The following is a 25,827-nucleotide window of genomic DNA, read 5'->3' on the forward strand; positions in this document are numbered from 1 at the left end:
ACTTGGTTAATGCCACTCGCTTAAGAGCGAGTGGCATGTTTATTGGGGTATCGGGCTGGCTTTTTTAAAACCGCTCTGGGGTATGGTTTCCTTTTCCGTTTCTTGGGGAGAATAAGCCGCTTCCCATTGTCCCTGAGAGCTTTTAAGTTTTTTGGTATCGCTCCTGGACTTCGAGTGTCGCTCGCCCAAATCATCTCATCCATAATCAAAAATAAGGCATTAATGAAGCTGATCCGTAGAGGTTCATTTCCATGTGTTTTAGCCATCTCAGCCATTTCCAGCCTCAAGAAGTTATAGCTGGTTAAATTTCCCAATAGTTCCTGATATATCCGGACTTTTTTTCTTACTTGGTAATGTTGGTTTGTTTTGTAACTGATACTGCTTTAGTTCGCCGTAACTGCGTTCGATTTCCCAACGCTCCCAATACACTTTAACTAAGTCATCAAACAGATAGCGCTCAGGGCATAAGCACGAAGTAATGAAGCCTTTGATTTCACCTTTAGGGGTTGGAATTAGAATAAGGCGTGCTTGCCATCTCTTGCCAAGATAGGGAGTCTGCTTTTGAGCTTGTGGTGAAACAGGCATCTCAATGAGATGATCATAATCAGTATAACTCTCGATTATGTCATAGCGCATTTTGGTTTTGATTGGTGTTAACCAGTGGCTGTTACTGCTAGCACCCTGCCAGCTGGTAAATAACTCCGCAGAAGTGAACCCTCTATCAAAAAGTGTTAATGAGTCATCTGGTGCTGACCCCACAAGTTGTTGGGCATATGATATTTCACTGTTTGTTACTGGTCCAAAAGCAGCATCGGACACAAGGTGGCTACGTGTAGACATTAATGTTACTGCCAACACGCTTGGAAATGATGCACCTTTTTGAGCAAACCCAAAATGCTGATTTTCTTCGGTATTGTGAGTTTTGAAATACGTTCCATCGACACTAAGAAGCTTTAAGCCACAAACTTCGTCAAAGTCTGATTGTTGCTCCCACTGTTGGGCTGTAGTTTTAAATAAGTAACGCATAGGTTTATCGCCGAGGCGTTCTTTCCCCTTGATAATACTGCTTGTTGCCATAGGTGTGAGTTCACCATCTACATCAGGGAATGCTAACTCCAACTTGTCGCAGACATCTTGAATGGAGCGATTACGTTGGAGCCCAATCCCTAATACTAACCAAACAGCTTGCTCTGCGGGGAGGCGTCGCTTTCTGAGCGATACTCGTCCAGTTTGTTGAACAGCTTCTTCAACCCATTCCCAAGGAATGTGTTTATTAAACACATCGATTGGACGTTCGTGGCAAAACTCTGCGGTAACCTGTAACTCTTTTGAAAACTCAGACATAAAAAATCGGCCGTAACTTACGTTACGACCGATTATGAGGCCTCTGGAGGATCGTTCAAGTAGCTAAACGATCGGCATTAACCACTTGGTCGCCTTTTTATTTAGTCTTTTATGGTCATCGTTCTAAACGTTTGTCACATCAATAAACAAAGACTCATCAATATTTGATGAAGAAACTTCGGCTTCGCTGAACGCGTACTCTTGGCGATCCCCTTCTCGGTCTAGAGGGAGGTTGATGAAATCAAATAGCTCTCGGTCAGCGAGTTGGCTTGGGCTAACATTTTGGATTGATTTGAATACCTGTTCAACTCGGCCTGGTGTTTTCGTATCCCAATCAATCAACATTGCTTTAATGCTCTGTCGTTGTAAATTTTCTTGAGAGCCACAAAGGTTACACGGAATAATTGGAAAATTCTGATGTTCAGCATATTGAATTAAGTCAGTTTCACGGCAGTAGGTCAATGGCCTAATGACAACATTCCTACCATCGTCTGAACGTAACTTTGGCGGCATAGCTTTTAATCTCGCCCCATGGAACATATTTAAGAACATGGTTTCCACGATATCGTCCAAGTGGTGACCCAGTGCAATTTTAGTTGCTCCAATTTTTTCTGCAAACGAATATAACGTACCACGGCGAAGCCTAGAGCATAAGCCACACGTCGTCTTGCCTTCTGGAATCTTTTCTTTAACGACAGAGTACGTGTCTTTATCAACAATATAATAAGGAATATTCAGTGTTTCAAAATACTCAGGCAGAATATGTGCAGGAAAGCCTGGCTGTTTTTGATCTAAATTTACCGCAATCACATCAAACTTTATCGGCGCGACTTCCTTGAGTTTTAATAAAATATCTAGCATAGCAAAAGAGTCTTTACCACCGCTGATACAAGCCATCACTACGTCATTATATTCGATCATGTTGTAGTCGACGATTGCGTTACCAACATTTTTCCGCAAGCGTTTTTGGAGTTTGTTGAATTCCAGGGTTTCTTTATTGCTATCTATTTGATTCATTACAACTTCTCGTGTAGCCAATTGGTTCGACTGCTGATTTTTTAGTGGGATACTTTCTAGGGCGTGGATTATACGTATTTTTTAGAAAGGTTTAAACATATCAATCGAGACAGTTGCTTTAGAAACCGTTACTTTAGAGACACTGTCAGCGATAATTTAGATCAAAAAAGACCACCTCGCGGGGTGGCCTCTTAGTAAAATTAGACTAAACCGATTCAAAACCTACTTGGCATTTGGTAGCCAAGGTAGAACTCGAGTCGTCGGGCTTGGTAGCTTTATACTCGCGTCCGGAGCAAGTTTTGCTAATTCGATATACGCCCGTCCATCAACGATGTCAAAAGACGCGCCATTAGATGCGTTAATGCTGCCATTGTAGCCGTTGGCGAACTCCAACGTTACGCCTTCAACATCAGGGGTGAACCAGCTTGCAAACATACCACCCAAATCTTCGAGCATAATTTGCATCTGAGGCAGTAGTCTCTCAATCTCTTGATAACTCACTTCTCCACTAAAGGGTTCATTAGCCATTACAACCAAAGAAAAGTCGCATTGAGCCTCACTTCCCATTTGGACGTAAACTAATGGGTTTGCACTCTTAAGGTTGCTATCTACTGGAACTTTAAACTCAAAACCCGACGTATCAAGTTCCTCGTAGTGCTCTTCTTTTTCCATCCATGCTTTGGTTAAAGGACATAATTGCTTGGTTTCAGCATTTAAAAAGAACATTCCTAACCGAACGTCATCATGGCCTTCTTTGGCATTATTTTTCATTTGAGAATACAGTTTTGAATAGGTAAACATGTATTCTTGCGCATGTAATGGAAACGCTGCTGCGAGGCACAGCAGAATTAAACTCGTCATTGGCACTTTCATTTATTAACTTCCATTTTTTGACCAAAACTTACTATTATGGCGAACCATTGCCTTTAATTCGTCGATGTAGTCCGCACCACGCTCTGAATATTGACCTAACTCATTGATTAGTGCGAGCGCCGTATCGTCACTTTGTAGAGAAGCTCCCTCTTTTTCTAACACAAGCCGTTTGTTCCTTAGATTTTGATAAGCACGGTTACGGTTTATGTTCATAAAGTAGGCATTAACTGACTGTTGTACCGTTGAAAACTTTGCAACCTCATGGCTCGCGCCTTCATTTCGTTGCAGTGGAACCAAGCCGCAACCTTTGCGGTAACACCATTGGCCAAAATAGTTATTAGCCTGTGTTGCAAATCTTGACGTGCCCCAAGCGGATTCATTCGCAGCTTGAATCATCACCATACTCGGAGGCAACACATTGACCCTTTCCAAGGCTTGCTCAATCCATTCATCCGTTAAGGCATTATCCGGCAGTGAAAGTTGGTACATCTTCCCAATCCGAGTAACGTATTTACGATGTTCATCAGTAATCGAACCGTCACTTAGTGCACTTTTAGCGGCAAGTAATGCATTTCTTTCATTTAACACACGCCCATTTTCAATGTCTATTTTGGGTTTGAGATAACCGAAAAATGCCTTTTTCTTCTCATTAACATCAGCAATTGCTTTAAAGTCAGGTTTACCTGATACGTTTTCCACCACAACAGGCGGCGTGTCTTTAGTGTTTTCAATAGGAAGAACCGACACCGGCTGTTGTTGGTTTTGTTGAATAAGTAAAAACCCAAGCACGCCTAAGCTAACAAGCACCCCAATAACGACGACATTTATGGTTTTTTTACGCATCAAACGAACCTGGGTGATTACGATCTGAATCTGAGTCTGTCGCAATCGGCGTATCTGATGCCACGACTTTCAAGCGAATACCGAACATATTTCGATAGAGAATACCTTTCACATGGAAGAAGAATGGCACAACAAAAATCAAACCGATCCCATAGAATAATGTCGCGACAACAAACATCAGCGTCACCATCATGTAGATCCCAGCAATTGGGAAAATCTTCTTGTTGATAGCTCTAAGTGATAACAACATTGATTGCATAGGAGCAACGCGCTTCTCACAAATTAGCAGTATCGACTGGCTAAATGCCATTGTTAAGTAGAAAGAAACAAACGGCAGCAACACACTTGCGATGGCTTGCATCATCAAACTAAACAGTGTCGCGATAATAACAGGGATAGTGAACTGTAAACCTTTTGCCATGTGGCGAGGCTTTGTCGTTAACCCGGCAGCGTGGCTCATCGCCATTAAGCTAATACCCGCATAAAGTGGTGCACTGATTACTTCGTAGCTAAAGTTAGCCATAAAAATGGACTGAAGGATGCGTTCATCAAACAACAGCGGATCTTTTACCGCCTCTAACAGCACGGACGGATCACCCAATTGTAATTTTAATGCGATGTAGAAAATTACCGCTTGCATAAAAATGAGAAAAACTATCGCAGGAGAAAAAGTTAAAAAGTGCTTAATCGTGTATTTCCAAGCCTCTTGAAACACAGCGGTAGGGCTAAGCTCATAGTCACCTGAAAGAGCCTTTTCTACACTGCCACCAAGGTTAAAATCTTTTTCTATATCTTCGTTATTCATAATATTTCCGTGGCAGGTTTAGGGCTGCCAGATTAAGTATGGTCGCTATTATACGTGAAGGTCGCAATCTCGTAACAAGAAGTATGCAATAAGCGCTTTTTTTTATTGCAATAATGGCGAATAATTAGACAGTTCATGCCAAACAATCATCTTCTATCGAGTATGGTAGAACTTATTGAATAAAACACGCAAAAAAAAGTTGTTTCAGAGTAAGAAATTTCTTTGCGGATCAGAAGATGGGATTTATGATGCGTGCCCGATTAGTCGCGTACTTATAGCCTTGGTTTTTAGGCTTGTATAGGAGAAAGACAGACATTGAAAAAACCAACACATGTAGTTGAACTTACTAACATTAGTAAGAGTTTTGACGGAAAGCAGATCATTGGCAATTTGAACCTAAATGTAAATCATGGTGAGTTCCTCACTATTTTAGGTCCATCAGGGTGCGGTAAAACAACCGTCCTTAGAATGATCGCTGGATTTGAAACCGCTGACAGCGGAAGTATGCATCTTGCAAGCAAGGATGTTACTTCAGTTCCCGCTGAACAGAGGCATGTAAACACGGTATTTCAAAGTTACGCATTATTCCCACACATGACGGTGTTCGATAACGTTGCATTCGGTTTAAAAATGCAACAAGTCCCCTCTTTGGAGATTGAACCTCGTGTGAAAGAAGCACTTAAAATGGTACGCCTGGACCACATGGCTGATCGTAAGCCACACCAGCTATCTGGGGGGCAGCAACAACGCGTAGCCATTGCTCGCGCTGTCGTTAACAAACCAAAAGTGTTGTTACTCGATGAATCATTGTCGGCACTCGATTACAAGTTGCGTAAACAAATGCAGATCGAGCTAAAACAACTGCAACGTCAACTGGGCATTACTTTTATTTTTGTTACTCACGATCAAGAAGAAGCGTTGTCGATGTCAGACCGAATTATCGTAATGAAAGACGGTAATATTGAACAAGACGGCACACCCCGTGAGATATATGAAGAACCAAAAAATCTGTTCGTAGCAAAATTCATTGGCGAGATAAACGTTTTCCAAACCAGAGCTATTGAGCGTTTAGATGAAAAGCGAATTAAAGCTGAAATTGAAGGCATCAACTCTGTTGTTTACTACGATCAACCAATAGAACAAGGTCAGTTGCTTCAAGTATTACTAAGACCTGAAGATCTTAGATTAGAAGAAATCAAAGAGTCTGAACAAAAAGGCATCGTAGGTCACGTGGTTGAGCGTACCTATAAAGGGATGACATTGGATTCTGTAGTTGAACTTGAATCTGGTCTACGCGTGATGGTTAGCGAGTTCTTTAACGAAGATGATCCGGACGTGGATCACTCGTTAGGGCAAAAAGTCGCTGTTACATGGGTTGAAAGCTGGGAAGTGGTACTGGCGGATGAAGAAGCTTAGTTTACAGAATGCAATAGTCGGCCTAATCGTTGGCTGGCTAGTGGTTTTCGTGTTGCTGCCAAATCTGATGATCATTGGCACCAGCTTTTTAACAAGAGATGAAGCCAATCTCATCGAGATGACCTTCACGCTTAATAACTATATAAGACTTGCCGACCCACTGTATTTTAAAGTGCTGTGGCATTCGTTTTATATGGCTATTGTCGCTACATTATTGTGTTTAGCGATTGGTTACCCATTTGCTTACATTGTTGCGAAAATGCCACAAAAGTGGCGCCCATTTATGCTGTTTTTGGTCATAGTCCCATTTTGGACTAACTCACTGATACGCACGTATGGGCTAAAAATCGTGTTAGGTACACAAGGCATATTAAATAAGAGCCTAATAGCATTGGACATCATAGATAAGCCAATGCGCATTATGTACACCGAAACAGCTGTCATGATTGGTCTAGTCTATATCTTACTGCCATTCATGATATTGCCACTGTATTCGGCTATCGAGAAACTTGATGGAACGTATATAGAAGCGGCAAGAGACTTGGGTGCAAACAAGTTTCAGACATTTATGAAAGTGGTATTGCCGCTGACTATGCCCGGCATTATTGGCGGCTGTTTATTAGTGTTGTTACCTGCCCTTGGCATGTTCTATATCTCCGACTTACTAGGTGGAGCGAAAAACTTGCTCATTGGTAACGTAATAAAAAGCCAAGTGCTTAACGCGAGAGACTGGCCTTTTGGAGCGGCAACAAGTATTGCCTTAACGTTCGCTATGGCGGTCATGCTCTACGCATATTACCGAGCTGGTAAATTACTGAATAAGAAAGTGGAATTAGAATAATGGGAAAGTCAGCCAAATTTGGTTTCATGGGCTTGGTATATGCATTTTTGTACCTCCCTATCATTGTTTTGATCGCCAACTCATTTAATGCCAATAAATTTGGAATGAAATGGGGAGGATTTACATTTAGATGGTACGAGTCGCTGATTAACAACGACAGCTTGATGCAGGCTGCCTGGCATTCGCTTACGGTTGCGGTCTTTTCTGCGACGGCTGCCACCATTATTGGCAGCTTAACCGCTGTTGCCTTATTTCGTTATCGATTTAAGGGGAAAGGTTTAGTCAATGGTTTACTGTTTATCGTCATGATGTCACCTGATATCGTCATGGCAATTTCACTGTTAGCATTGTTCTTAGTTGTAGGGTTTGAGCTCGGGTTTTTGACTCTATTTTTTGCTCATATCACGTTCTGTTTGCCATTCGTCGTCGTGACTGTTTATTCAAGACTCAATGGCTTTGACGTAAAAATGCTGGAAGCGGCGAAAGATCTTGGCGCAAGTGAATGGGTAATACTAAAGCAAATTCTGTTGCCTTTGGCTAAACCAGCCGTTGCTGCTGGGTGGTTACTGAGTTTTACCCTATCACTTGATGACGTGATAATTAGTTCGTTTGTAACAGGGCCAACCTATGAGATTTTACCGTTAAAAATCTACTCAATGGTTAAAGTTGGGATATCGCCAGAAGTAAACGCATTAGCAACCATAATGTTGATCGTTTCTCTGATTCTAGTGGTCATATCGCAACTGCTTGCTAGAGAAAAAATTAAGTAATTACGTCTTAGACGCTAATGTTAACAATCCATCTATTATCTAGATGAATAAATGAAACAGTACGGCTTTTTGACCGTACTGTTTTTCTATCCACGTTTGTTTTGGAGCTAACGTAAATGAAAAAATGGGCTACTTTCTTAGCTGGTAGTGCATATGCGCTCTCATTGGCAGTAACAACTGTGAGCGCGAATGAGAAAAACGACGAATTAGTGTTTATGAATTGGGGGCCATATGTTTCCAGTGATCTAATCCAACAATTCACTGATGAAACTGGCATAAAAGTCATTTACTCGACCTACGAGTCAAATGAAACCTTGTATGCAAAATTAAAAACACATAATAAAGGCTATGATCTAGTCGTACCATCAACGTATTTTGTCGCGAAAATGCGCGATGAAGGCATGCTACAAAAAATCGACAAGACTAAGCTTTCTAACTTCAACAAGTTGGATCATAACTACCTGGATAAGCCATACGATCCAAACAATGAGTATTCGATTCCTCATGTTGTTGCCATCACAGGGCTAGCGGTAAACACCGATATGTACGACCCAGATAAGTTTACCAGCTGGGCCGATTTATGGTCGCCAGAACTTGAAGGCCAAATCATGCTTATGGATGACACTCGTGAAGTATTCCATATCGCGCTAAGAAAGTTAGGGTACTCTGGCAACAGCACCAAGGATGAAGAAATCGATCAAGCTTATGCTGAACTCGTCAAACTCATGCCAAATGTTCTAGTATTTAACTCAGACAACCCAGCCCACCCTTATCTTGCGGGCGATGTTGGTGTAGGTATGCTTTGGAACGGTTCAGCGGCGGCAGCGCAAGCGGAAGAGCTACCGTTAAAGCTTATATTTCCAAAAGAAGGGGGGATTGGCTGGGTAGATAACTTTGCCATTTCTTCTGGTGCTAGCAATGTCGAAGCCGCACATAAAATGATTGATTTTTTGTTAAGACCAGAAATCGCGGAGCAGATCTCACAAAGCGCTGGCTATCTTACCGCAGTCAAAGAATCTAACGATAAGTTCAAAGACGTCTCCGCTCTTTTTCCATCACAAGAAGACTTAGACCGCGTTGAATGGCAAGACGCTATTGGTGATAAAACAACACGCTATGAGAGCTACTTTATGAAGCTCAAAGCGGGACAATAAAACATCTAGTTTCAGTTAATCTAAGGGTAGCATCAAGCTACCCTTTTTCATTGAGCCCATTTGCAGTATAGTATGCCCCTCAATATCCGCCTAGTGATATAAAACCCACCATTCATATACATTCAGGTATAGCGTAAAGATGAAAAATTGCTCGAAGCTATTTGCTGGTCTTATCAGTGCTGCAACTCTTATTTCCTTTTCTGCTCAAGCGGCAGATGAAGAGTTATATTTTTATAACTGGTCTGAGTATATTCCAAGTGAAGTGCTTAAAGATTTTACCGAAGAAACGGAAATAAAAGTGTTTTATTCGACCTATGAGTCGAACGAAAGTATGTACGCTAAACTGAAAACACAAGGTGCCGGTTATGACCTAGTGGTTCCTTCTACGTATTTTGTTTCTAAAATGCGTAAAGAAGGTATGTTGCAGGAGATTGACAAGTCAAAGCTCTCCCACTTTAAGGATCTAGACCCTAACTACTTAAACAAACCTTTTGATCCTGATAACAAATACTCTATCCCTTACATTTGGGGCGCAACAGGTATTGGCGTGAATGCCGATATGCTCGACAAATCATCGGTCTCTAAATGGGCCGACTTGTGGGACAGCAAGTGGTCTGGTCAACTTATGATGATGGATGACTCTCGTGAAGTTTTTCATATTGCGCTGAGCAAACTTGGTTATTCCGGGAATACAACCAACCCAGATGAGATCAAAGCCGCTTACTTAGAATTGAAAAAGCTGATGCCTAACGTTTTGGTTTTCAATTCTGACTTCCCTGCTAACCCATACCTTGCTGGTGAGACATCAATTGGCATGCTTTGGAATGGCTCTGCCTACATGGCGAGGCAAGAAGGCGCCCAAATCGATATCGTCTGGCCAGAAAAAGGCGCAATCTTCTGGATGGACAGCATTGCAATTCCTGCCGGTGCAAAAAATACCGAAGCAGCACATAAGATGATTGATTTCTTAACGCGTCCAGAAAACGCGGCAAAAATTGCGCTCGAAATTGGCTACCCTACTCCAGTAAAATCGGCTTACCCTCTTTTACCTAAGTCTTTCGCTGAAGATCCGAATGTATTCCCACCACAACACATTATGGATTCCGGCGAATGGCAAGATGAAGTCGGTGAAGCAAGTTCACTTTACGAAGAGTACTTCCAAAAATTAAAAGTTAACCTGTAGTCAGGATATATAACAACAGAATGGCTAAAAAGAGCAGTAAGATCTGCTCTTTTTTATTAACTGGCCAAAAAATTTTGAATATGAGATGTCTATACGTCGAATAGTTCAATCTCGATAGCTATGCTGTGTAATGAACTGTTTATAAAGGCAAACACCATTGGCTAAAGCAAATAGAACCGCTGTAATAGCACCTTTGATTTTTTAGTACTGACTGCCATCGTACTCTTTTTTAGACATTCTCTCTTGATAGAGCATCCAGGGGAGTTGATGTTCGAAGCCTGTGGCGTTGCCGTACTCCTTTATATCTATCTCACTATTTCCGAACACATGAAAGACAGCAAAAAACTTCGTGTGGGCGTTCTGCTTGTCTTATTGAGCACCTTTTACGATACAGTCACTGAAATCAGGCCTGTGATTGAAGAGTTCCGGAACCTAGACAGCTTTTTAGAAGATGGGCTCATGAATATTGCCTATGTTCTGATTGCAATCGGCATCACTGATTACACTCGTCAACTCACGATTCAAAACCTAAAAGACGAGTTAACCGGATTGTTCAATAGGAAAATGCTGCCCAATATCAAGCTTGATTTTTTTGATGTGATCTATTTTGATTTGGATGGCTTAAAAGATGTTAACGATCAGCAAGGACACGAAGCCGGAGACCGTTACATTGCGACATTTGCACAAGCGTTGAGTTTATCGCTGGGAGATAAAGAAATGGGCTTTCGCTTGGGCGGAGATGAATTCTTAGCAATAGTAAAGCCAAAGCGTGCAAATGATTGCTTAGAGCAGATCTCGTTATTCTTGAAAAAACACCACGTTCAATACTCATATGGTATCGAAAGTGGTGATAAGAAAAACCTTGAAAGCACGTTAGCTTCTGCAGACAAAGCCATGTACGAGATGAAAAAAGCTAAGCGCGCAACGCAGCAGGAGCACTAAGCAGCTCCTCGACTAATTTAGGTACTTCAATGCTGGCTTTTCCATAACGCCTTTCTTCAAATTCACTCTCTACAGCGCTAGGCTCTAAGTTAATTTCAATGGTATGAGCGCCATGCATTCTGGCATCATGGACAAACCCAGCTGCGGGATAAACAACGCCAGACGTTCCGATAGAAATGAACAGGTCTGCCGCTTCTATTGCTGAGTAAATATCCCCCATTCTTAAGGGCATTTCACCAAACCAAACTATATGCGGCCGCATCTGTGCCGGGATTTGACAACAATGACAAAGATCATCGATATTGATATCTGTAGAGCAATCAATAACCTGATTGGACTCAGAGCAGCGCGACTTAAGTAACTCACCATGCATATGGATAATATTCTTAGTGCCGCCTCTTTCATGAAGGTTGTCTATATTTTGCGTTATAACGGTAACACTGCCTTCAATCTGCTGTTCAAGTTTTCCTAAGGCAATATGAGCAGCATTAGGGATAATAGAATTGTCTTGTAGCTTTTTTCGTCGTTGATTATAAAAATCCAAAACTAATGGCGGATCTCGATGAAACCCTTCTGGTGTCGCCACATCTTCAATTTTATGGTTTTCCCATAAGCCATCCTGAGCTCTAAACGTTTGGATTCCCGATTCTGCAGAAATCCCTGCTCCGGTTAAGATTACGATGTTTCGATACGGGTAGTCCATGCTGCTTCCTTAACTGAATCACTACTTTAGTTACCTTAACACCAATGTAACAACATCAGAAGTCGTGGGGGTATAGACCATAGTCGAAAAAAGAGCGATCATGATCGCTCTTTTTAATAAATGAATACGTAAAAGCACCTCTGCCTTTAGGTAATGACACTGAAGGTTAGTCTTCGTTGGTTGAACTGATCTTATGAATCGCGAGATCTGCACCATTAAATTCATCTTCTTCAGAGAGCCTTAGGCCCGTGACATAATTCAACGTACCGTACACAATGAGTGCACCTACCACTGCAACACTTACCCCTAATAGCGTACCTAAGATTTGCATCGTTAAGCTCACGCCGCCAAGCCCACCTAAAGCACTTTGCCCAAATATACCAGCCGCGACTCCGCCCCAAGCACCACAAACACCGTGCAATGGCCAAACACCTAATACATCATCTATTTTGGTTTTATTTTGCAAGTGAGTAAACAACCAAACAAATGCAGCACCCGCAACTAAACCCGTCATTAGCGCTCCTAATGGATGCATCAGGTCAGAGCCCGCACACACAGCGACTAAACCCGCCAATGGTCCATTATGAATAAAGCCTGGGTCATTTTTGCCCACGACCAAGGCTGCCAAGATGCCTCCCGTCATTGCCATCAATGAATTCATGGCAACCAACCCACTCACACCGTTCAGTGTTTGCGCAGACATAACATTAAAACCAAACCAACCTACACTTAAAATCCACGCACCAAGTGCCAAAAACGGAATATTGGAAGGTGCAAAGTTAGTATGCTTACCAGCACGAACGCGACCTCGACGCATCCCCAAGAAGATGACAGCGACTAACGCAATCCAGCCGCCAACGCCGTGTACAACAACGGAACCAGCAAAATCATGGAACCCTGCGCCAAACGTCGTCTCAAACCACGATTGAACCCCGTAATTTCCGTTCCAAATCATGCCTTCAAATACTGGATAAACAAGACCGACAGTGAAGAAAGTAGCAAGAAGAATAGGATAAAAACGCGCACGTTCTGCAATACCCCCGGAAACAATGGCAGGAATGGCTGCGGCAAATGTTAACAAGAAGAAGAATTTCACTAACTCGTAACCATTTCCTGCAGAAAGGGTTTCTGCATCTGCGAAAAAAGTGCCGCCATAAGCCACCCAATAGCCGATGAAGAAGTACGCTATGGTCGAAACACCAAAGTCAGCGAGAATTTTGACCAGCGCATTCACTTGGTTTTTTTACGTACGGTACCTACTTCTAAAAATGCGAAACCTGCGTGCATCAGAAAGACCATGATCGCACCCAACAAGAGAAAAAGCGTATCCGAGCTTTGTGTAAGTGTCTGAACCGCGCCATGCACTTCACTGATTGAATTACTCATTGTGAAAAAACTCCCTGTATAATTATTCTTATGCAATGTCCTATTGCATGTGTTAACAGCAAGTTATGTACCAATACTGTTAACTTAGTCACTTATATATATAACTATCTGAATATAATGAATTACCAAGCGATAAACAGCCACTAATAGCGTATCGAACCTCAGCGCTCACGCACCATATCGGTGCACTCAAGCAATTATTTGGTGCATTGCACGAACATAGAGCATTAAGAGCGTTTTGGGGATAGATACTCAACGAGTTGAGTTTGTTGTAATTCTATTTATACCCACTTCTTAGTATCAGAATTCAAGACCTAAGTTGTGGTTTGTGCATGTGTTCTAAGCGTGTTGGAGAGTTAAAATGAAATTCAAGAGTAAAATAGTCATCGCATCATCGATGTGTGTCATTGGCGCTGTCGCCTGCCTGTCAACCTATCAGTATTTCTCAATTTCAGATTACGTCCAAAAAAGTGTTTCTGAAAATATTTCATTGGCTCTTGATGAGTCAAAGCTTGCCGTTGAATCCGAGCTTTCAAAAAATTCAGTATTGGTTGCTTCTATTTCAGATTTGATCGAACTTTCACCTCAAGATAAAAGTCATGTGAGCACAATTTTAGATACTCCAACTTTTAAAAAGTCTTTTATTGTTGTGGGTCTTGGTTACGAATCAGATGGCTCTTTAGTTGAGAATGATCCTAGTTGGCTCCCTGATTCAAGCTATGATTCAAAAACAAGACCTTGGTATGAAACGGCCAAATCAACCGGAACCTTAAATGTTACCGAACCCTATTTTGATGATATTACCAATGAAATGGTTGTTTCATTAGCTGCCCCGATCAAAAACAGCGGCCAGTTTGTTGGTAGTTTATTTGCTGATGTTAGCCTTAAAGAGCTCGCGACTAAAATCAACAAGATCAAGCTTGTCGGAGACGGACACAGTTTCGTAATCAGCCCCAACGGCACATTTGTTGCCCACCCTAACTCGCAATACAACGGCAAAAAGCTTCTAGACATCTTCCCAGACCTTGTCAACGGTGATGCCATGCAACTAGCGAATGTTGAAGGCAAACAACAAATTGTAAAAATGATGCCTGCTGGAACGCAAGGATGGAAGGTCGGTGTAATGGTGAGCAATGAGGCCGCATACAGCGAACTAAGTGCTATCAACAAAGCAAACATACTGTTTGGCTTGTTAGCCATTATTCTTAGCGTTTTTGTTGTCTCAATGGTGACGATTCGCTTGTTACGCCCACTGGAAAGTCTTAACAAAGCGATCAATGATGTAGCAACCGGCGAAGGTGACTTAACACAACGATTATCAACCGATACTGACCAAGAGTTTTCAGAACTGGCGGCGGGATTTAATACCTTTATCGCCTCATTACAGAGCATGGTACAACAACTTCAAGTGATCGGCGGTGATATTAAAAACAACAACGGCATGATTTCAAATGGAGCAGGTGCATCGTCAAGCGCGATGGGTAAACAAATGGAACAACTAGAAATGTTAGCAACGGCCATGCACGAGATGTCGGTTACCGCATCCGACGTTGCTAATAGTGCTCAGTCTGCATCAGATTCAGCCTCTGTTGCGGATAACGCAACGGTCGAAGGAGACGAAATCGTTGGCAACACACAACGTTCTATTACACAACTTGCAGACCGTATATCCGAAGCCGTCGTTAAAGTCAGTGAGCTTGAATCTGCCAGTGACAACATAGAGAACATTCTGCGAGTCATCAGTGAAATAGCAGAACAGACCAACCTACTTGCTCTTAATGCTGCTATCGAAGCCGCAAGAGCAGGCGAAAGTGGCCGTGGTTTTGCTGTAGTAGCCGACGAAGTAAGAAACCTCGCCAGCCGCACACAACAATCGACTTCTGAGATTCAAGAAATGATCACACAACTTCAAACGGGCGCGTCTGGGGTAACTAAAGTCATGCAAGAAAGTGCCAGTATGGCTTCCGTTGCGGTAGAAGAATCTTCTAAGGCGAGCGATGCGCTCAACCGCATTAAGGACAGCATCGGTGTCATCAGCGAAATGAACATGCAGATTGCGACAGCGGCTCAAGAACAAAGCCATGTTGCCGATGAAATCAACGTTAACACTCTGCAAATAAAGGATCTTTCTACCGAAGTATCAACACTGGCAAATGGTGCGGTCTCGGCAGTCGATGAACAACAGCAACGAATCGAGCAACAAGACTCAATCTTAGGTCGATTTGTCGTTTAATATTCGTCACAGGCACAAAGTGTAAACAATAAAAAAGCCGCAAATTATTTCACAACATACGGTTGAAATGATTTGCGGCTTTTTGTTTTCTATTGGCGAATCTTCCAACTTACAGATTCGGTCCTTTCGACTTTTCTAACGGTAAATTTTGCTGCAGCTTCTTCATCCCTTTAACAATTCTGAACATCCAGACCGCAATAGCGATAACCGCAAATCCAGCGCCAACATATGGGATCACATAGCGAATTGAGTCAATCCAGGATGCTTTATACCAGTAGTTATGAACCCCAGCTAACACACCGTTAGAGGTAGCAACTGTGACGATCAGCACCACAAAAAACGTAAGGTACAAAAAGAAGCTACGGATCAGCCCGTAGTAATGCGAATTAACCACATCGCCATCTTCATTTTTGTCTAACCGATAACCCGCGTAGAGAATCGCGCCAATACCTGAAATCAAAAAAGTGAAAGGTGTAAGCAGGCTGGCAAAATACGCAACCCAAATACCTCGATTATTATTCATCTGTCCATCTCTCAAGTGAGGCAGAATTTCTGCCTCATTGTGTTTTAAGTGTGTTTACTTTGAGTCTCTTGCGCTTGTTTTTGAACTTCCGTGTCTGCCGCTTTGACTTCTTCATACCACAAGTCGTGATGTTCTTTCGCCCAAGTTTCGTCAACCTCACCGGTTACCATACCCTCTAGCGCACCTTCCATACCAAATAACCCGATATAGATGTGGAAGATAAAGCCACAAATCAAAATAAGAGCAGAGAACATGTGAACCAAGTTAGACAGCTCCATGTCTCGGCGTGTTTGACCAAAGATAGGGAAATCCAGCACTAAACCGCTGATCGCAGCTACTGCACCAAACACGATCAACAACCAATAAATGGCCTTTTCACCACCATTTGAAAAGCCAGCAGATGGATGAGTGCCTTTATGTTTGCCAACCATACCGCCCATTTTCATAAACCAAGAGACATCGGTTTTATTGAACAGAGACTTTTTCCACCATTTTAGTAACACGCAGGTCAGAAGAACAAAGAATAATGGCCCAACATAATTGTGGTACTGCTTTGCCAGCATAATGATGAACCCCCACCAATCGGTTGGAATATACGGTTTCAAAAAGTGCTTGCCATAAACCAGCATTAATCCACTAAAAGACAACGTTAGAAAGGTAAACGCCATGCTCCAGTGCAACGCCCTGTCCCATCGAGACCAGCGCTTAATTTTTTTGCCTGTTCTTGGAGCGCTCAGCATCAATGGCCCAACAGCAATATAAGCTAAGACAACAAGTGCAATACTGCCAAATATCGCGATAGCGCCAGCCGGAGACATCCACTTTTCTTTTAAGATGAACCACGTTTCACCAGGAGTACTGATCAGAACGCCGTGCTCAGGAAATTGAGATGTCGTGTAACCTTCGGTTCCCTCTTTTACTTCGCGCCAAAAATCGGCACCCGCTAATTGGGTCATCTCTTTTTCCGCAGACGGATGACCTTGGTCATCCGCCATAGCAGGCATTGAAAACGTGAACAATAAAGCGGTGATCAAAGCAACCACAGCCAAACCCACACGTTTAAAATGTCTTAACATAACATTCTCCATCATTAGCTTTTTGTTGCATCAAAAGCTAAATCTTCGCCATTTGTCCAACCTGCACCTTTCGCACCACGTTCAACAACACGTTGACGGAAGATATCTGAAACTTTGTCAGCGTCCCCAGCAAGCAGTGCTTTGGTCGAACATAAAGAAGCACACATAGGTAACTTGCCCTCTGCAATACGGTTAGCACCGTACTTTTTACGTTCTTCATCTGACCCTGCTTCTGTTTCCGGGCCGCCAGCACAGAAGGTACATTTGTCCATCTTGCCGCGCTCACCAAATGCCGATTGTTTCGGAAATTGAGGCGCACCAAATGGGCAGGCAAACAAACAGTAACCACAACCGATACAAAGATCTTTGTTATGCAGCACAATACCATCTTCGGTTTGCTTAAAGCAGTCAGCCGGGCAAACCGCCATACAAGGTGCATCAGTACAGTGCATACACGCAACAGAGATCGAGTTTTCACCCGGCTCACCGTCATTAAGCGTAACCACGCGACGACGCTGGATACCCCACTCTAATGCATCATCATTTTCATTTTTACACGCAGTGACACAACCATTACATTCAATACAACGCTTGGTGTCACATAAGAATTTCATTCTAGCCATTCGAGGACTCCTTACGCTTTACGAATATTACAAAGGGTGACTTTAGTTTCTTGCATTTGAGTAACCGGATCGTAACCGTAAGTGGTTGCGATGTTGGCCGACTCACCAATGACATAAGGGTCACTGCCTTCTGGATACTTGTCTCGCAAATCTTCACCTTGGAATTTGCCACCAAAGTGGAACGGTATGAATGCCATGCCAGGACGTACTCGTCGTGTAACCATGGCTTTAACATGGATGCGGCCTTTCTCGGCACCCTCAACCCACACCATTTCACCGTCTTTGAAACCAAGATCGTTTGCATCTTTAGGGTTCACCTCTACAAACATTTCTTGTTGCAGCTCTGCAAGCCAAGGGTTTGAACGCGTTTCTTCGCCGCCACCTTCGTATTCAACCAAACGACCTGAGGTAAGCACAATTGGGTATTCTTTCGACTTGTCTTGATCTTGAATAGACTTGTACATCGTCGGAAGACGATAAATTGATTCACTGTCGTCCCAAGTTGGGTAATCAGCCACTAAATCACGACGTGGTGTATATAGCGGTTCACGGTGAAGCGGCACTCTGTCAGGGAAAGTCCAAACAATTGCTCGTGCTTTCGCATTACCAAATGGCATACAACCATGTTTGATCGCAACACGTTGGATACCGCCAGAAACGTCGGTTTTCCAGTTTTTACCTTCTGCTAATGCTTTTTCATCAGCCGTCAGGTCATCCCACCAACCAAGGGTTTTGAGCAGTTTGTCGCTAAATTCTGGATAACCGTCTTCAAGCTCACAGTCTTTCGAATAACTGTCTTCCGCCAGTAAATTATCACCTTCGAACTCAACCCCGAAACGGGCACGGAAGTTACCGCCTCCTTCAGCGACTGGCTTCGATGTGTCATACAGAATATGGGTACCTGGGTGCTTCATTTCAGGTGTACCCCAACATGGCCACGGTAAACCATAGGTTTCTCCGTGAATTGGACCGCCTTCCGCTTCCAGTGACGTTTTGTGGAAGGTATGCCAGTTCATAGTGTGAGCTTTAATTCGCTCAGGGCTTTGACCTGTGTAACCTATCGTCCACATACCTTGGTTGAATTCACGTGTAATGTCTTCAATAACCGGTTGATTGTCTTTGATCTCGACGTGTTTGAATAACTGGTCAGCAAAGCCAAGTTTCTTGGTTAACAAGTACATGATTTCATGATCAGGTTTTGATTCGAACAGCGGTGAGACCACTTGCTCACGCCATTGGAGAGAGCGGTTAGATGCCGTAACAGAACCCGTTGTTTCAAACTGCGTACAGGCTGGAAGAAGATAAACGCCATCGCTACGTTCATTCATAACCGCAGCAACCGTTGGGTACGGATCAACGATCACCATCATATCGAGTTGTTTCATGGCTTTTTTCATTTCGACGCCACGAGTTTGCGAGTTAACCGCATGGCCCCAATAGAACATCGCACGAATGTTATCGTTCTGCTCGATGTTGTCTTTGTTTTCAAGTACGCCATCAATCCAACGAGAAACAGGAATACCCATGTTATTCATTGGTTGTTTGCCGCGGTATTTATTTTGGTCAAAACGTTTTTGAACCCACTCGTAATCTAAGTCCCATACCTTTGACCAATGTTTCCAGGCACCGTCTGAAAGACCGTAATAACCCGGTAATGTATGAGAAAGCACACCAAGATCCGTCGCACCTTGCACATTATCGTGACCACGGAAAATATTGGCACCGCCACCAGATTTCCCCATGTTGCCTAGTGCAAGTTCAAGCACACAGTATGCGCGAGTATTGTTGTTACCCGTCGTATGTTGCGTACCACCCATACACCAAACAACACAACCCGGGCGGTTTTCAGATAGTAGTTTAGCCGTGTGGTAAACGTCGTCTTTTGAAACGCCAGTAACCCGCTCTACTTCAGCGGGTGTCCACTTGGCCACCTCTTCTCGAATTTCATCCATGCCATACACTCGTTGGCGGATGAACTCTTTGTCTTCCCATTTATTTTCGAATACGTGCCATAGTACGCCCCAAATAAAGGCGACATCGGTGCCTGGACGTAATGAAACGAAATGATCGGCTTTCGCCGCAGTACGAGTGCGACGAGGGTCAGCAACGACGATCTTACAATTGTTCTTTTCCTTTGCGATCAAGATATGCTGCATCGCCACTGGATGTGCTTCAGCAGGGTTTGATCCAATGAATAACATCGACTTACAGTTGTGCATATCATTAAAGGAGTTGGTCATCGCACCGTAACCCCACGTGTTTGCAACACCGGCTACCGTAGTAGAGTGACAAATACGAGCTTGGTGGTCGACATTGTTGGTTCCCCACAATGATGCCATCTTACGGAACATGTAAGCTTGTTCATTACTGTGCTTAGCACTACCAAGCCAGTAAACCGAATCGGGGCCTGATTCTTTACGAATTTGTAAGGTTTTCTCGCCAATTTCTTCAATGGCTTGGTCCCACGACAACTTCTTCCATTTACCGCCTTCAAGCTTCATTGGGTATTTTAAACGTCTTTCACCGTGGCCGTGCTCACGCAGTGCTGCGCCTTTTGCACAGTGTCCACCAGCATTAAATGGATGATCGAATGCAGGTTCTTGCCCGGTCCATACGCCATTTTGAACTTCAGCGTAAATTCCGCAACCAACCGAGCAGTGCGAACAAATGGTGCGCTTAATTTCAGTTGGAGAATCATGGTCAACGTCAGCCGCTTGCGCTTTTTTCATCATACCCGGTGCAAACATAGAGGCACCGACTGCAGCGCCACCAGCGGCGATAGAGGTGTTTTTCATGAATGAACGACGGCTGATACCCAGTTGGCTCTGCTCTTTTACTACGCTATTGGAGCGTTTAGTTAATTTCATTTTTATAAAGCTCCTTATAATGTGTCGTAGTAATCACGAATATGTTGAGTTTCGTGGTAACCCGTTTCTTTTACTTCTTCGGGTGTTGAAACCTCAGCAGCATTAGCAACCTTGGCAGTACCGGCAACAACGGCTCCTGCAACCGTTGCTGTGGTGACCCCTTTTAAAAGGTTACGTCGAGCTGTATTCACTTGTGTTTTTTCTTTCATACATTGCTCCTTTCTGGATGCTTTGCGCATCTCTTGTGTTGTCATCCGGTAACGGCTATTTAATACCCGATGTTGCGAATTTTGTTTCACGCACTGGTATAGCGGCGAATCGAGTTTGTTCAATCAATAAAAATTGGTTTATTAAAGTAGAAACCGCACAATAAAATTGGCTGTTTTTTGCGTTCGTGATCTGCTCAGTCAGTTTCAAGTACCAAGACTCAATATGACGATTGAAGAAACGATGTTGATCCGCTTCGCTGTCAAGTAACGCCATCACCTCACATAGTGCCGCGAAATGATCTTCTGGTTCTTTTGTCCCTTCTGATCTTTCAAACCCAAGTTGAATCAGATCGTTACGAAGCAAGGCCAACGGTTTTTCCATTAAAGACCCCGTTAAATGCCATGATGCGAAAGGCATGACCTCCCCTCGACCAATGCCGATGAATAAATGTTGATACTCATCCGCTAAATTTTCTTGTGTCGTTTCTTTGGCCGCCAAGCTCAGTGCTTGCCACGCCTTTGTCATCGGTTGTTCACTCGCACCATCGAGCTCTATTTCAGACAACCAGTCCAGCAATTGCTGGTCAGGAGCTTGGCGCAATAAGGTTGCGATCAAATTGTAAATATCAGCACGAACTGATTGAGTTTCTTGAGTCATGCTTATTCCTATATATCCAATTGTTTTTCTGGGTTGTCAGCCAGAGTAGAAAACATATCTATCACTCTGCAGTCTTCGCACATCGCAATTCGGCTAAGTGCAGTTTCATTTGCGAAGTGAGAGTGACCTCGTAACTTATCTTGCAACATCGTAATCATAGATTGAGGTGCGAATGGTTTTCCACAACTCAGGCATTCTGCGGCTTTTTCTTCATGAATAACCTGAGGGGTTTGTCTTGTTTCATGATCCCAGTTGAACTGGCTTGAAAGCGTCAAGGCGTTTTCTGGGCATGCTTTTTCACACATGCCACATTGAATGCAATCTTGTTCAATAAATTGAAGCTTGGGTGAGGAACCATCGTTGTGAAGTGCGGCAGTAGGGCAAACGGCGACACACCCCATACACAAAGTGCAAGACGTTTCATCGCAACTCACCTTGCCAAAAGGCGCCGATGCCGAAACTTGAGTCTCAAGTTGCTTTGGAGTGTATATCTGAGCTAGGTTATCAAGCGCAGTAAATAGACGTTGGCGCTTATTGCCTTCGAGTGGGCCAAGTAGTAACGCCAAAGGCCTTTCTATCAATTCAGGTAAGCCATTACGCATAGACTCTAAAAACAAGATATCAATGCGATTAGGCTCAAGGCCCAGTTGAGTTAACAGCTGTTTAGCGACTTCAACTTCTTGTCCCAGCACGCGTTTGATTGTTTCTGGCATATGCAGACTTGCAGCAAACATAACTTGGCATGCACCATTAGTTAATGCAGCAAACCATGTGTCAATTCCTACCGATGGCAGATCTTCTAGCTCAACCGGAATCACATTATCTGGAAGCGCTTTTAACGCCATGACGTTATAGCTTTCATGCCTTTCACTACAAAAAAGGATGATTGGATTCATGCCCCCTGCTTTTTTATAGTTAGCTAACAGGTTTTCAATGAATTTTTGCGTTTGTTCTGGTTCAGGCAATGCGTAGGAGATGGCTTCGGTTGGGCATGCCGTTGCGCATGTACCAACCCCCTGGCACAAATACGGATTAATTTGGATTTTATGGCCAATCTCATCGTTACCGTCACTGGTTAATGCGCCAGCAGGACAAGCGTCTACGCAACGATCACAACCTTTAACACCACGAGAACTATGAGCACATTTGTCTGTATCTAACCGGAAGAACTTTGGCTTATCGAAGGTTCCCATTAACGTCGGGATTTCAGTTAAAGCTTCAGCCAATTTTGGATAACCACGACCAACAGGATAATAACCCGGCACAGGGACTTCTTCACTCATATGGCTGGTCAGTGTCATGTCTAGCACGAGATCAAAGCGATCTTTACCAATTGCCACCTGAGCGAGATTTTCCATCACGCCATTGACCTCTACCGACACCTGAAATGTCCCTAGAAATCCAGTAACGTGAATGCGCTTAGAAAAATACAAACGGTCAAGAGGTTCGGCATTATCGACAGCATCAACGCGAGATAGATCAGAACCAGATAGCGCGAGTTGATTATCGGTACATAAGAAAGTAACCGTCGCCATTTCTGTTAATTGAGGTGCCAAATCTTTTAGGATAGATATCGGGCCAATAACGACTAGATGGCCAGTACTATTGTAACTGACCGTAGGTGGGATCAAGTTCGTTAACTCGACGGTGTTTTCTACGGCAAAGCACCGAGCCTTACCATTATCAGATGAGGATGATTCTAAAAGTGATTTCAACATTGCTTCAGTTCACGGCTTCATTGTTTTTATACCGCTTACTTTGCAAGTACTGCACCAACTTTAAATCGGCGTATATCAGGGACTAAAGTCTATATTTTTGCTTAACCCACAATTTATGTGTGACAAATTGTCTCAATTGATGATTTTGTGATTACGTCAAAATGTACCGGTATTTTAAGTGGTACTATTTGTCGCCAACGCCCAAGTTTACTGAATGGTTCTCATTATTGGCTTCAAAGTTTTGTGTCGTTTCTGCTGCGGCGAGTTCTCGTTTACTCCCTTCTTGGTCGTGCGCCGCTTTGTCTTCCTCTATTCCGTCATTCTGTTCAGGTTGATCAGGGTCTTGATGATCACAGCCTTGCAGAGCCTCGTCTTGTGATTGATTTGTTTCGTCAACGGTCACGTCAGTATGGCCAGCGTCATTCTCTACTGAGTCGTTAAGCCAGTTTCTAAGTTGGCTTGCTGCATCTGTCGACAAGCTCTTCACCGCTTTATAGTCGTGATCGTAGTCATTAAGCCTATCAACTTCTGCAAACTCACCAGACAAAAACAGCTTTCTTAATGCTTGTTTTTTAACACTGCCTTTTATGCCATCAGCCAAAATATTAGCAACGCTTAAAGATTCAATATGGTCAGAACCCGCCGCGATTTCTGGAAGAAATTCAAGCTCTTGAGTCTCTTCCTCTACAAGGCTATTGGCTTCAAACGAGCGAGGTTCTGCATGCTTAGCGTTTTGACCTACCGCGACAGGATCGATCGTGCGTTCTGTTACTTGTTCAACGTCGACGTTATCAAGCTTTTGATTTTCTTCTTGTTTTGCGAGTTTATTGTCAGACCATCGCTTAAAAAAGTTATTTGCCACTAGAACGCCCTGCCCCTTTACGTTTCTTACGTCGCTGCTCTAATAGTTCACCGTGACGACCAATATAGGCTTCCATCCATGCTTGTATTGCTAGCGGCATGTCGATGGATAACACAAGGTAATCTCCATCTAAGAAGTTGCCAGCAATAGACTGAGATGCGGTGAGCGTAATCGGTTTTAATCGCTCATTCTCCTCTTCAATGGCTAGAAATAACTTAGGTTGCTGTGAGCTCAAGTTAAAGCGGTAATCCGTACGTTCGTCGCGGAACAGTTCAAGGGCGAGTATCCACGCATCCCCTTCAGGCTTACCTGACGATGAAGGTTGAAGAATGACGTCTGCCCACTGCCATTGCGTCACACTCCAACGTCCACTGGTGACTTCCTTAGCCTCAATAAGGCATTCAATAGGCCAACGGTCTTCGGTTTTTGATAGCGTCATTATCGATGATTACCTTATATAGAACTGATTTTGATTCATTCACTCGCTGGGATTACTGTGCCAAATTTTGGAGTAATAATCCTACGCAGTCGATTTACTTATCAATTACTAAGCAATTCTCACGCCAGTTGCTAGTACTACTGTATTCAACCGCAACAAGCTAAGTTAAAGTGGTGCAATAATTGCTTAATTGAAAGCACCTGTAACACACCCGAATACCATAAAAGAGTAAGGATTTCCTCGTGTCCCAATTACCAAATTTCATTACATCTGGAACAGCACCGGTTCAAACCCAAGAAGTTGAAGTGTACGACGAGTATGGTGAAAAGCTCATCAAAGAAGTCGCTTGTGAACGTCCATTAACCGTCCTGCTTAATTGGAAAGAAATAGTGACCTTAATGACATTAGGTTCTCGCCCAGAAGCATTGGTGTTGGGGTACCTTAAAAACCAAGCATTTTTAGAAGATCCGACTGCCATTGATTCCGTCATCATTGATTGGCAAACTCATTCAGCCGCCGTAGTCACGAAGGAAAATACCGATCACCTCGAAGCTGCGTTAAAAAAGAAAACCGTCACTTCAGGCTGCGGGCAAGGAACCATGTACGGCAACGTAATGAAAAAGCTCGAAGAGTATCAAGTTCCCCAAGTGACATTAAAACAATCTGAGATCTATTCTGCCTTGGAAGCGCTTACCCATTATAACGATACCTACCGTAAAGCCGGAGCGGTTCATGGCTGTGCGATTTGCAACAAAGACTCCGTCTTATCATTTGTCGAAGATGTTGGCAGGCACAATGCGGTTGATACCTTGGCAGGTGAACTTTGGTTAAAGCAAGAAACCGGTGAAGACAAGTTTTTTTACACCACTGGCCGTCTCACCTCTGAGATGGTGATCAAAGTAGCTCAAATGGGCATCCCTGTACTCTTGTCACGTTCAGGTGTAACTCAGATGGGGTTAGATTTAGCGAAGAAGTTTGGTATCACCACGATCGCTCGTGCAAAAGGCCTAAGGTTTCAAGTATTTACTGGTGCCGAGAAAGTCGACTTTGACGTCAAAGGCGCCAACTAACCCGGATTATCGAACCCGTTACCCCTATATCTAGCGCGTGTATTAGCGCGCTTGCATATTCACTTTCCTATGCTAAGACTTTATTAGTGCCTGTCATCAATAATTAACATAACTGTCATAAAGACAAGCTAGCAGGCATTACGTCAGGTAGGATTTCCGGACACCTAGAACCTGTGTTCAAGGTAAAAGTGTCGTCGAACACTAATCACTGCGGAGTCCATCGTTGCTTTACCCGTTTTTAAACTGGGTAATTCGCCGTGCTAGGAGTTCAA

Annotated in this window: 23 protein-coding genes and 1 pseudogene; 8 read left to right on the plus strand and 16 right to left on the minus strand. The window is 43.3% G+C overall.

Features of this window, described 5'->3' with window-relative positions:
* Nucleotides 1-291 precede the first annotated feature (291 nt).
* The 5 genes from VTAP4600_RS03095 to VTAP4600_RS03115 all read right to left on the minus strand — a co-directional run bounded on the left by VTAP4600_RS03095 (nucleotide 292) and on the right by VTAP4600_RS03115 (nucleotide 4,882).
* Nucleotides 292-1,344 (minus strand): IS4 family transposase, encoded by a 1,053-nt coding sequence (locus VTAP4600_RS03095; RefSeq protein WP_231897854.1) that lies wholly within the window; start codon nucleotides 1,342-1,344, stop codon nucleotides 292-294.
* 123 nt (nucleotides 1,345-1,467) lie between these two features.
* Nucleotides 1,468-2,361, minus strand: a complete 894-nt coding sequence (ttcA, locus tag VTAP4600_RS03100) for a tRNA 2-thiocytidine(32) synthetase TtcA (protein ID WP_102521447.1) — start codon at nucleotides 2,359-2,361, stop codon at nucleotides 1,468-1,470.
* A gap of 222 nt (nucleotides 2,362-2,583) precedes the next feature.
* Complete coding sequence (locus tag VTAP4600_RS03105; protein WP_231897855.1) at nucleotides 2,584-3,222, minus strand: DUF2987 domain-containing protein; 639 nt, start codon at nucleotides 3,220-3,222, stop codon at nucleotides 2,584-2,586.
* Between the two features lie 15 nt (nucleotides 3,223-3,237).
* A complete protein-coding gene (locus VTAP4600_RS03110; RefSeq protein WP_102521449.1) occupies nucleotides 3,238-4,077 on the minus strand; it encodes a glucosaminidase domain-containing protein in 840 nt (279 codons plus the stop codon).
* On the minus strand, nucleotides 4,070-4,882 hold the full coding sequence (locus VTAP4600_RS03115) for a DUF2189 domain-containing protein (RefSeq protein ID WP_102521450.1): 813 nt from the start codon (nucleotides 4,880-4,882) through the stop codon (nucleotides 4,070-4,072). Before VTAP4600_RS03115 ends, VTAP4600_RS03110 begins: the two co-directional genes overlap by 8 nt.
* A gap of 297 nt (nucleotides 4,883-5,179) precedes the next feature.
* Here VTAP4600_RS03115 and potA point away from each other — a divergent pair, with 297 nt between their 5' ends.
* From potA to VTAP4600_RS03145, 6 genes are all read left to right on the plus strand, one after another.
* Complete coding sequence (potA, locus tag VTAP4600_RS03120) at nucleotides 5,180-6,298, plus strand: spermidine/putrescine ABC transporter ATP-binding protein PotA (RefSeq protein WP_102521451.1); 1,119 nt, start codon at nucleotides 5,180-5,182, stop codon at nucleotides 6,296-6,298.
* On the plus strand, nucleotides 6,285-7,139 hold the full coding sequence (potB, locus tag VTAP4600_RS03125; protein ID WP_102521452.1) for a spermidine/putrescine ABC transporter permease PotB: 855 nt from the start codon (nucleotides 6,285-6,287) through the stop codon (nucleotides 7,137-7,139). Before potA ends, potB begins: the two co-directional genes overlap by 14 nt.
* Nucleotides 7,139-7,909 (plus strand): spermidine/putrescine ABC transporter permease PotC, encoded by a 771-nt coding sequence (gene potC / locus VTAP4600_RS03130; protein ID WP_102521453.1) that lies wholly within the window; start codon nucleotides 7,139-7,141, stop codon nucleotides 7,907-7,909. The genes potB and potC overlap by 1 nt, the downstream gene beginning before the upstream one ends.
* 116 nt (nucleotides 7,910-8,025) lie before the next feature.
* Nucleotides 8,026-9,063: an extracellular solute-binding protein gene (locus tag VTAP4600_RS03135; RefSeq protein WP_102521454.1), complete on the plus strand. Its 1,038-nt coding sequence runs from the start codon at nucleotides 8,026-8,028 to the stop codon at nucleotides 9,061-9,063.
* A gap of 139 nt (nucleotides 9,064-9,202) precedes the next feature.
* A complete protein-coding gene (locus VTAP4600_RS03140; RefSeq protein WP_102521455.1) occupies nucleotides 9,203-10,246 on the plus strand; it encodes an extracellular solute-binding protein in 1,044 nt (347 codons plus the stop codon).
* Nucleotides 10,247-10,513: 267 nt separating this feature from the next.
* A complete protein-coding gene (locus VTAP4600_RS03145; RefSeq protein WP_102521456.1) occupies nucleotides 10,514-11,188 on the plus strand; it encodes a GGDEF domain-containing protein in 675 nt (224 codons plus the stop codon).
* On the opposite strand, the gene cobB is transcribed toward VTAP4600_RS03145, so the two are convergent.
* Both cobB and VTAP4600_RS03155 read right to left on the minus strand, forming a co-directional pair.
* Nucleotides 11,160-11,891: a Sir2 family NAD+-dependent deacetylase gene (gene cobB / locus VTAP4600_RS03150; RefSeq protein WP_102521457.1), complete on the minus strand. Its 732-nt coding sequence runs from the start codon at nucleotides 11,889-11,891 to the stop codon at nucleotides 11,160-11,162. The two genes, VTAP4600_RS03145 and cobB, sit on opposite strands and share 29 nt — an antisense overlap.
* Nucleotides 11,892-12,057: 166 nt before the next feature.
* Nucleotides 12,058-13,277 (minus strand): annotated as a pseudogene (locus VTAP4600_RS03155) (ammonium transporter).
* 361 nt (nucleotides 13,278-13,638) lie between these two features.
* On the opposite strand from VTAP4600_RS03155, the gene VTAP4600_RS03160 reads away from it, so the two are divergent.
* Complete coding sequence (locus tag VTAP4600_RS03160; RefSeq protein WP_102521458.1) at nucleotides 13,639-15,510, plus strand: methyl-accepting chemotaxis protein; 1,872 nt, start codon at nucleotides 13,639-13,641, stop codon at nucleotides 15,508-15,510.
* Nucleotides 15,511-15,619: 109 nt separating this feature from the next.
* On the opposite strand, the gene VTAP4600_RS03165 is transcribed toward VTAP4600_RS03160, so the two are convergent.
* The 9 genes from VTAP4600_RS03165 to VTAP4600_RS03205 form a co-directional block, all read right to left on the minus strand.
* Nucleotides 15,620-16,033 (minus strand): hypothetical protein, encoded by a 414-nt coding sequence (locus tag VTAP4600_RS03165; RefSeq protein ID WP_102521459.1) that lies wholly within the window; start codon nucleotides 16,031-16,033, stop codon nucleotides 15,620-15,622.
* Nucleotides 16,034-16,077: 44 nt separating this feature from the next.
* Nucleotides 16,078-17,109, minus strand: coding sequence for a formate dehydrogenase subunit gamma (locus VTAP4600_RS03170; protein WP_102521460.1), 1,032 nt, complete (start codon nucleotides 17,107-17,109; stop codon nucleotides 16,078-16,080).
* A 14-nt stretch (nucleotides 17,110-17,123) separates the two neighbouring features.
* Nucleotides 17,124-17,732 (minus strand): formate dehydrogenase FDH3 subunit beta, encoded by a 609-nt coding sequence (fdh3B, locus tag VTAP4600_RS03175; RefSeq protein ID WP_102521461.1) that lies wholly within the window; start codon nucleotides 17,730-17,732, stop codon nucleotides 17,124-17,126.
* Between the two features lie 11 nt (nucleotides 17,733-17,743).
* Nucleotides 17,744-20,599, minus strand: a complete 2,856-nt coding sequence (locus tag VTAP4600_RS03180; RefSeq protein WP_102521462.1) for a formate dehydrogenase subunit alpha — start codon at nucleotides 20,597-20,599, stop codon at nucleotides 17,744-17,746.
* A gap of 14 nt (nucleotides 20,600-20,613) precedes the next feature.
* On the minus strand, nucleotides 20,614-20,808 hold the full coding sequence (locus VTAP4600_RS03185) for a twin-arginine translocation signal domain-containing protein (RefSeq protein ID WP_102521463.1): 195 nt from the start codon (nucleotides 20,806-20,808) through the stop codon (nucleotides 20,614-20,616).
* 55 nt (nucleotides 20,809-20,863) lie between these two features.
* Entirely contained in the window at nucleotides 20,864-21,466 is a 603-nt protein-coding gene (locus tag VTAP4600_RS03190) for a TorD/DmsD family molecular chaperone (protein ID WP_102521464.1), read from the minus strand.
* Between the two features lie 8 nt (nucleotides 21,467-21,474).
* A complete protein-coding gene (locus VTAP4600_RS03195; RefSeq protein WP_102521465.1) occupies nucleotides 21,475-23,184 on the minus strand; it encodes a 4Fe-4S dicluster domain-containing protein in 1,710 nt (569 codons plus the stop codon).
* 184 nt (nucleotides 23,185-23,368) lie between these two features.
* On the minus strand, nucleotides 23,369-24,046 hold the full coding sequence (locus VTAP4600_RS03200; protein ID WP_102521466.1) for a DUF3306 domain-containing protein: 678 nt from the start codon (nucleotides 24,044-24,046) through the stop codon (nucleotides 23,369-23,371).
* Entirely contained in the window at nucleotides 24,036-24,485 is a 450-nt protein-coding gene (locus VTAP4600_RS03205; protein ID WP_102521467.1) for a DUF3305 domain-containing protein, read from the minus strand. The genes VTAP4600_RS03200 and VTAP4600_RS03205 overlap by 11 nt, the downstream gene beginning before the upstream one ends.
* Before the next feature lie 242 nt (nucleotides 24,486-24,727).
* Here VTAP4600_RS03205 and fdhD point away from each other — a divergent pair, with 242 nt between their 5' ends.
* The gene (fdhD, locus tag VTAP4600_RS03210; protein WP_231897856.1) at nucleotides 24,728-25,555 is read left to right on the plus strand and encodes a formate dehydrogenase accessory sulfurtransferase FdhD; all 828 of its coding nucleotides are present in this window, start codon (nucleotides 24,728-24,730) and stop codon (nucleotides 25,553-25,555) included.
* Nucleotides 25,556-25,827: the final 272 nt, after the last annotated feature.

This window comes from Vibrio tapetis subsp. tapetis, assembly GCF_900233005.1.
GTDB classification, from domain to species: Bacteria; Pseudomonadota; Gammaproteobacteria; order Enterobacterales; family Vibrionaceae; genus Vibrio; species Vibrio tapetis.

Excerpts from the sequence above, each read along its gene's own strand:
- potC (WP_102521453.1), top strand. The coding sequence starts at position 7,139 with ATGGGAAAGTCAGCCAAATTTGGTTTCATGGGCTTGGTATATGCATTT.
- VTAP4600_RS03145 (WP_102521456.1), top strand. The coding sequence starts at position 10,514 with ATGTTCGAAGCCTGTGGCGTTGCCGTACTCCTTTATATCTATCTCACT.
- VTAP4600_RS03115 (WP_102521450.1), bottom strand. The coding sequence starts at position 4,882 with ATGAATAACGAAGATATAGAAAAAGATTTTAACCTTGGTGGCAGTGTA.
- VTAP4600_RS03205 (WP_102521467.1), bottom strand. The coding sequence starts at position 24,485 with ATGACGCTATCAAAAACCGAAGACCGTTGGCCTATTGAATGCCTTATT.
- VTAP4600_RS03135 (WP_102521454.1), top strand. The coding sequence starts at position 8,026 with ATGAAAAAATGGGCTACTTTCTTAGCTGGTAGTGCATATGCGCTCTCA.
- VTAP4600_RS03140 (WP_102521455.1), top strand. The coding sequence starts at position 9,203 with ATGAAAAATTGCTCGAAGCTATTTGCTGGTCTTATCAGTGCTGCAACT.
- VTAP4600_RS03095 (WP_231897854.1), bottom strand. The coding sequence starts at position 1,344 with ATGTCTGAGTTTTCAAAAGAGTTACAGGTTACCGCAGAGTTTTGCCAC.
- VTAP4600_RS03180 (WP_102521462.1), bottom strand. The coding sequence starts at position 20,599 with ATGAAATTAACTAAACGCTCCAATAGCGTAGTAAAAGAGCAGAGCCAA.
- ttcA (WP_102521447.1), bottom strand. The coding sequence starts at position 2,361 with ATGAATCAAATAGATAGCAATAAAGAAACCCTGGAATTCAACAAACTC.
- cobB (WP_102521457.1), bottom strand. The coding sequence starts at position 11,891 with ATGGACTACCCGTATCGAAACATCGTAATCTTAACCGGAGCAGGGATT.
- potB (WP_102521452.1), top strand. The coding sequence starts at position 6,285 with ATGAAGAAGCTTAGTTTACAGAATGCAATAGTCGGCCTAATCGTTGGC.
- VTAP4600_RS03185 (WP_102521463.1), bottom strand. The coding sequence starts at position 20,808 with ATGAAAGAAAAAACACAAGTGAATACAGCTCGACGTAACCTTTTAAAA.
- VTAP4600_RS03170 (WP_102521460.1), bottom strand. The coding sequence starts at position 17,109 with ATGTTAAGACATTTTAAACGTGTGGGTTTGGCTGTGGTTGCTTTGATC.
- VTAP4600_RS03195 (WP_102521465.1), bottom strand. The coding sequence starts at position 23,184 with ATGTTGAAATCACTTTTAGAATCATCCTCATCTGATAATGGTAAGGCT.
- VTAP4600_RS03165 (WP_102521459.1), bottom strand. The coding sequence starts at position 16,033 with ATGAATAATAATCGAGGTATTTGGGTTGCGTATTTTGCCAGCCTGCTT.
- VTAP4600_RS03160 (WP_102521458.1), top strand. The coding sequence starts at position 13,639 with ATGAAATTCAAGAGTAAAATAGTCATCGCATCATCGATGTGTGTCATT.
- VTAP4600_RS03105 (WP_231897855.1), bottom strand. The coding sequence starts at position 3,222 with ATGACGAGTTTAATTCTGCTGTGCCTCGCAGCAGCGTTTCCATTACAT.
- fdh3B (WP_102521461.1), bottom strand. The coding sequence starts at position 17,732 with ATGGCTAGAATGAAATTCTTATGTGACACCAAGCGTTGTATTGAATGT.
- VTAP4600_RS03110 (WP_102521449.1), bottom strand. The coding sequence starts at position 4,077 with ATGCGTAAAAAAACCATAAATGTCGTCGTTATTGGGGTGCTTGTTAGC.
- VTAP4600_RS03190 (WP_102521464.1), bottom strand. The coding sequence starts at position 21,466 with ATGACTCAAGAAACTCAATCAGTTCGTGCTGATATTTACAATTTGATC.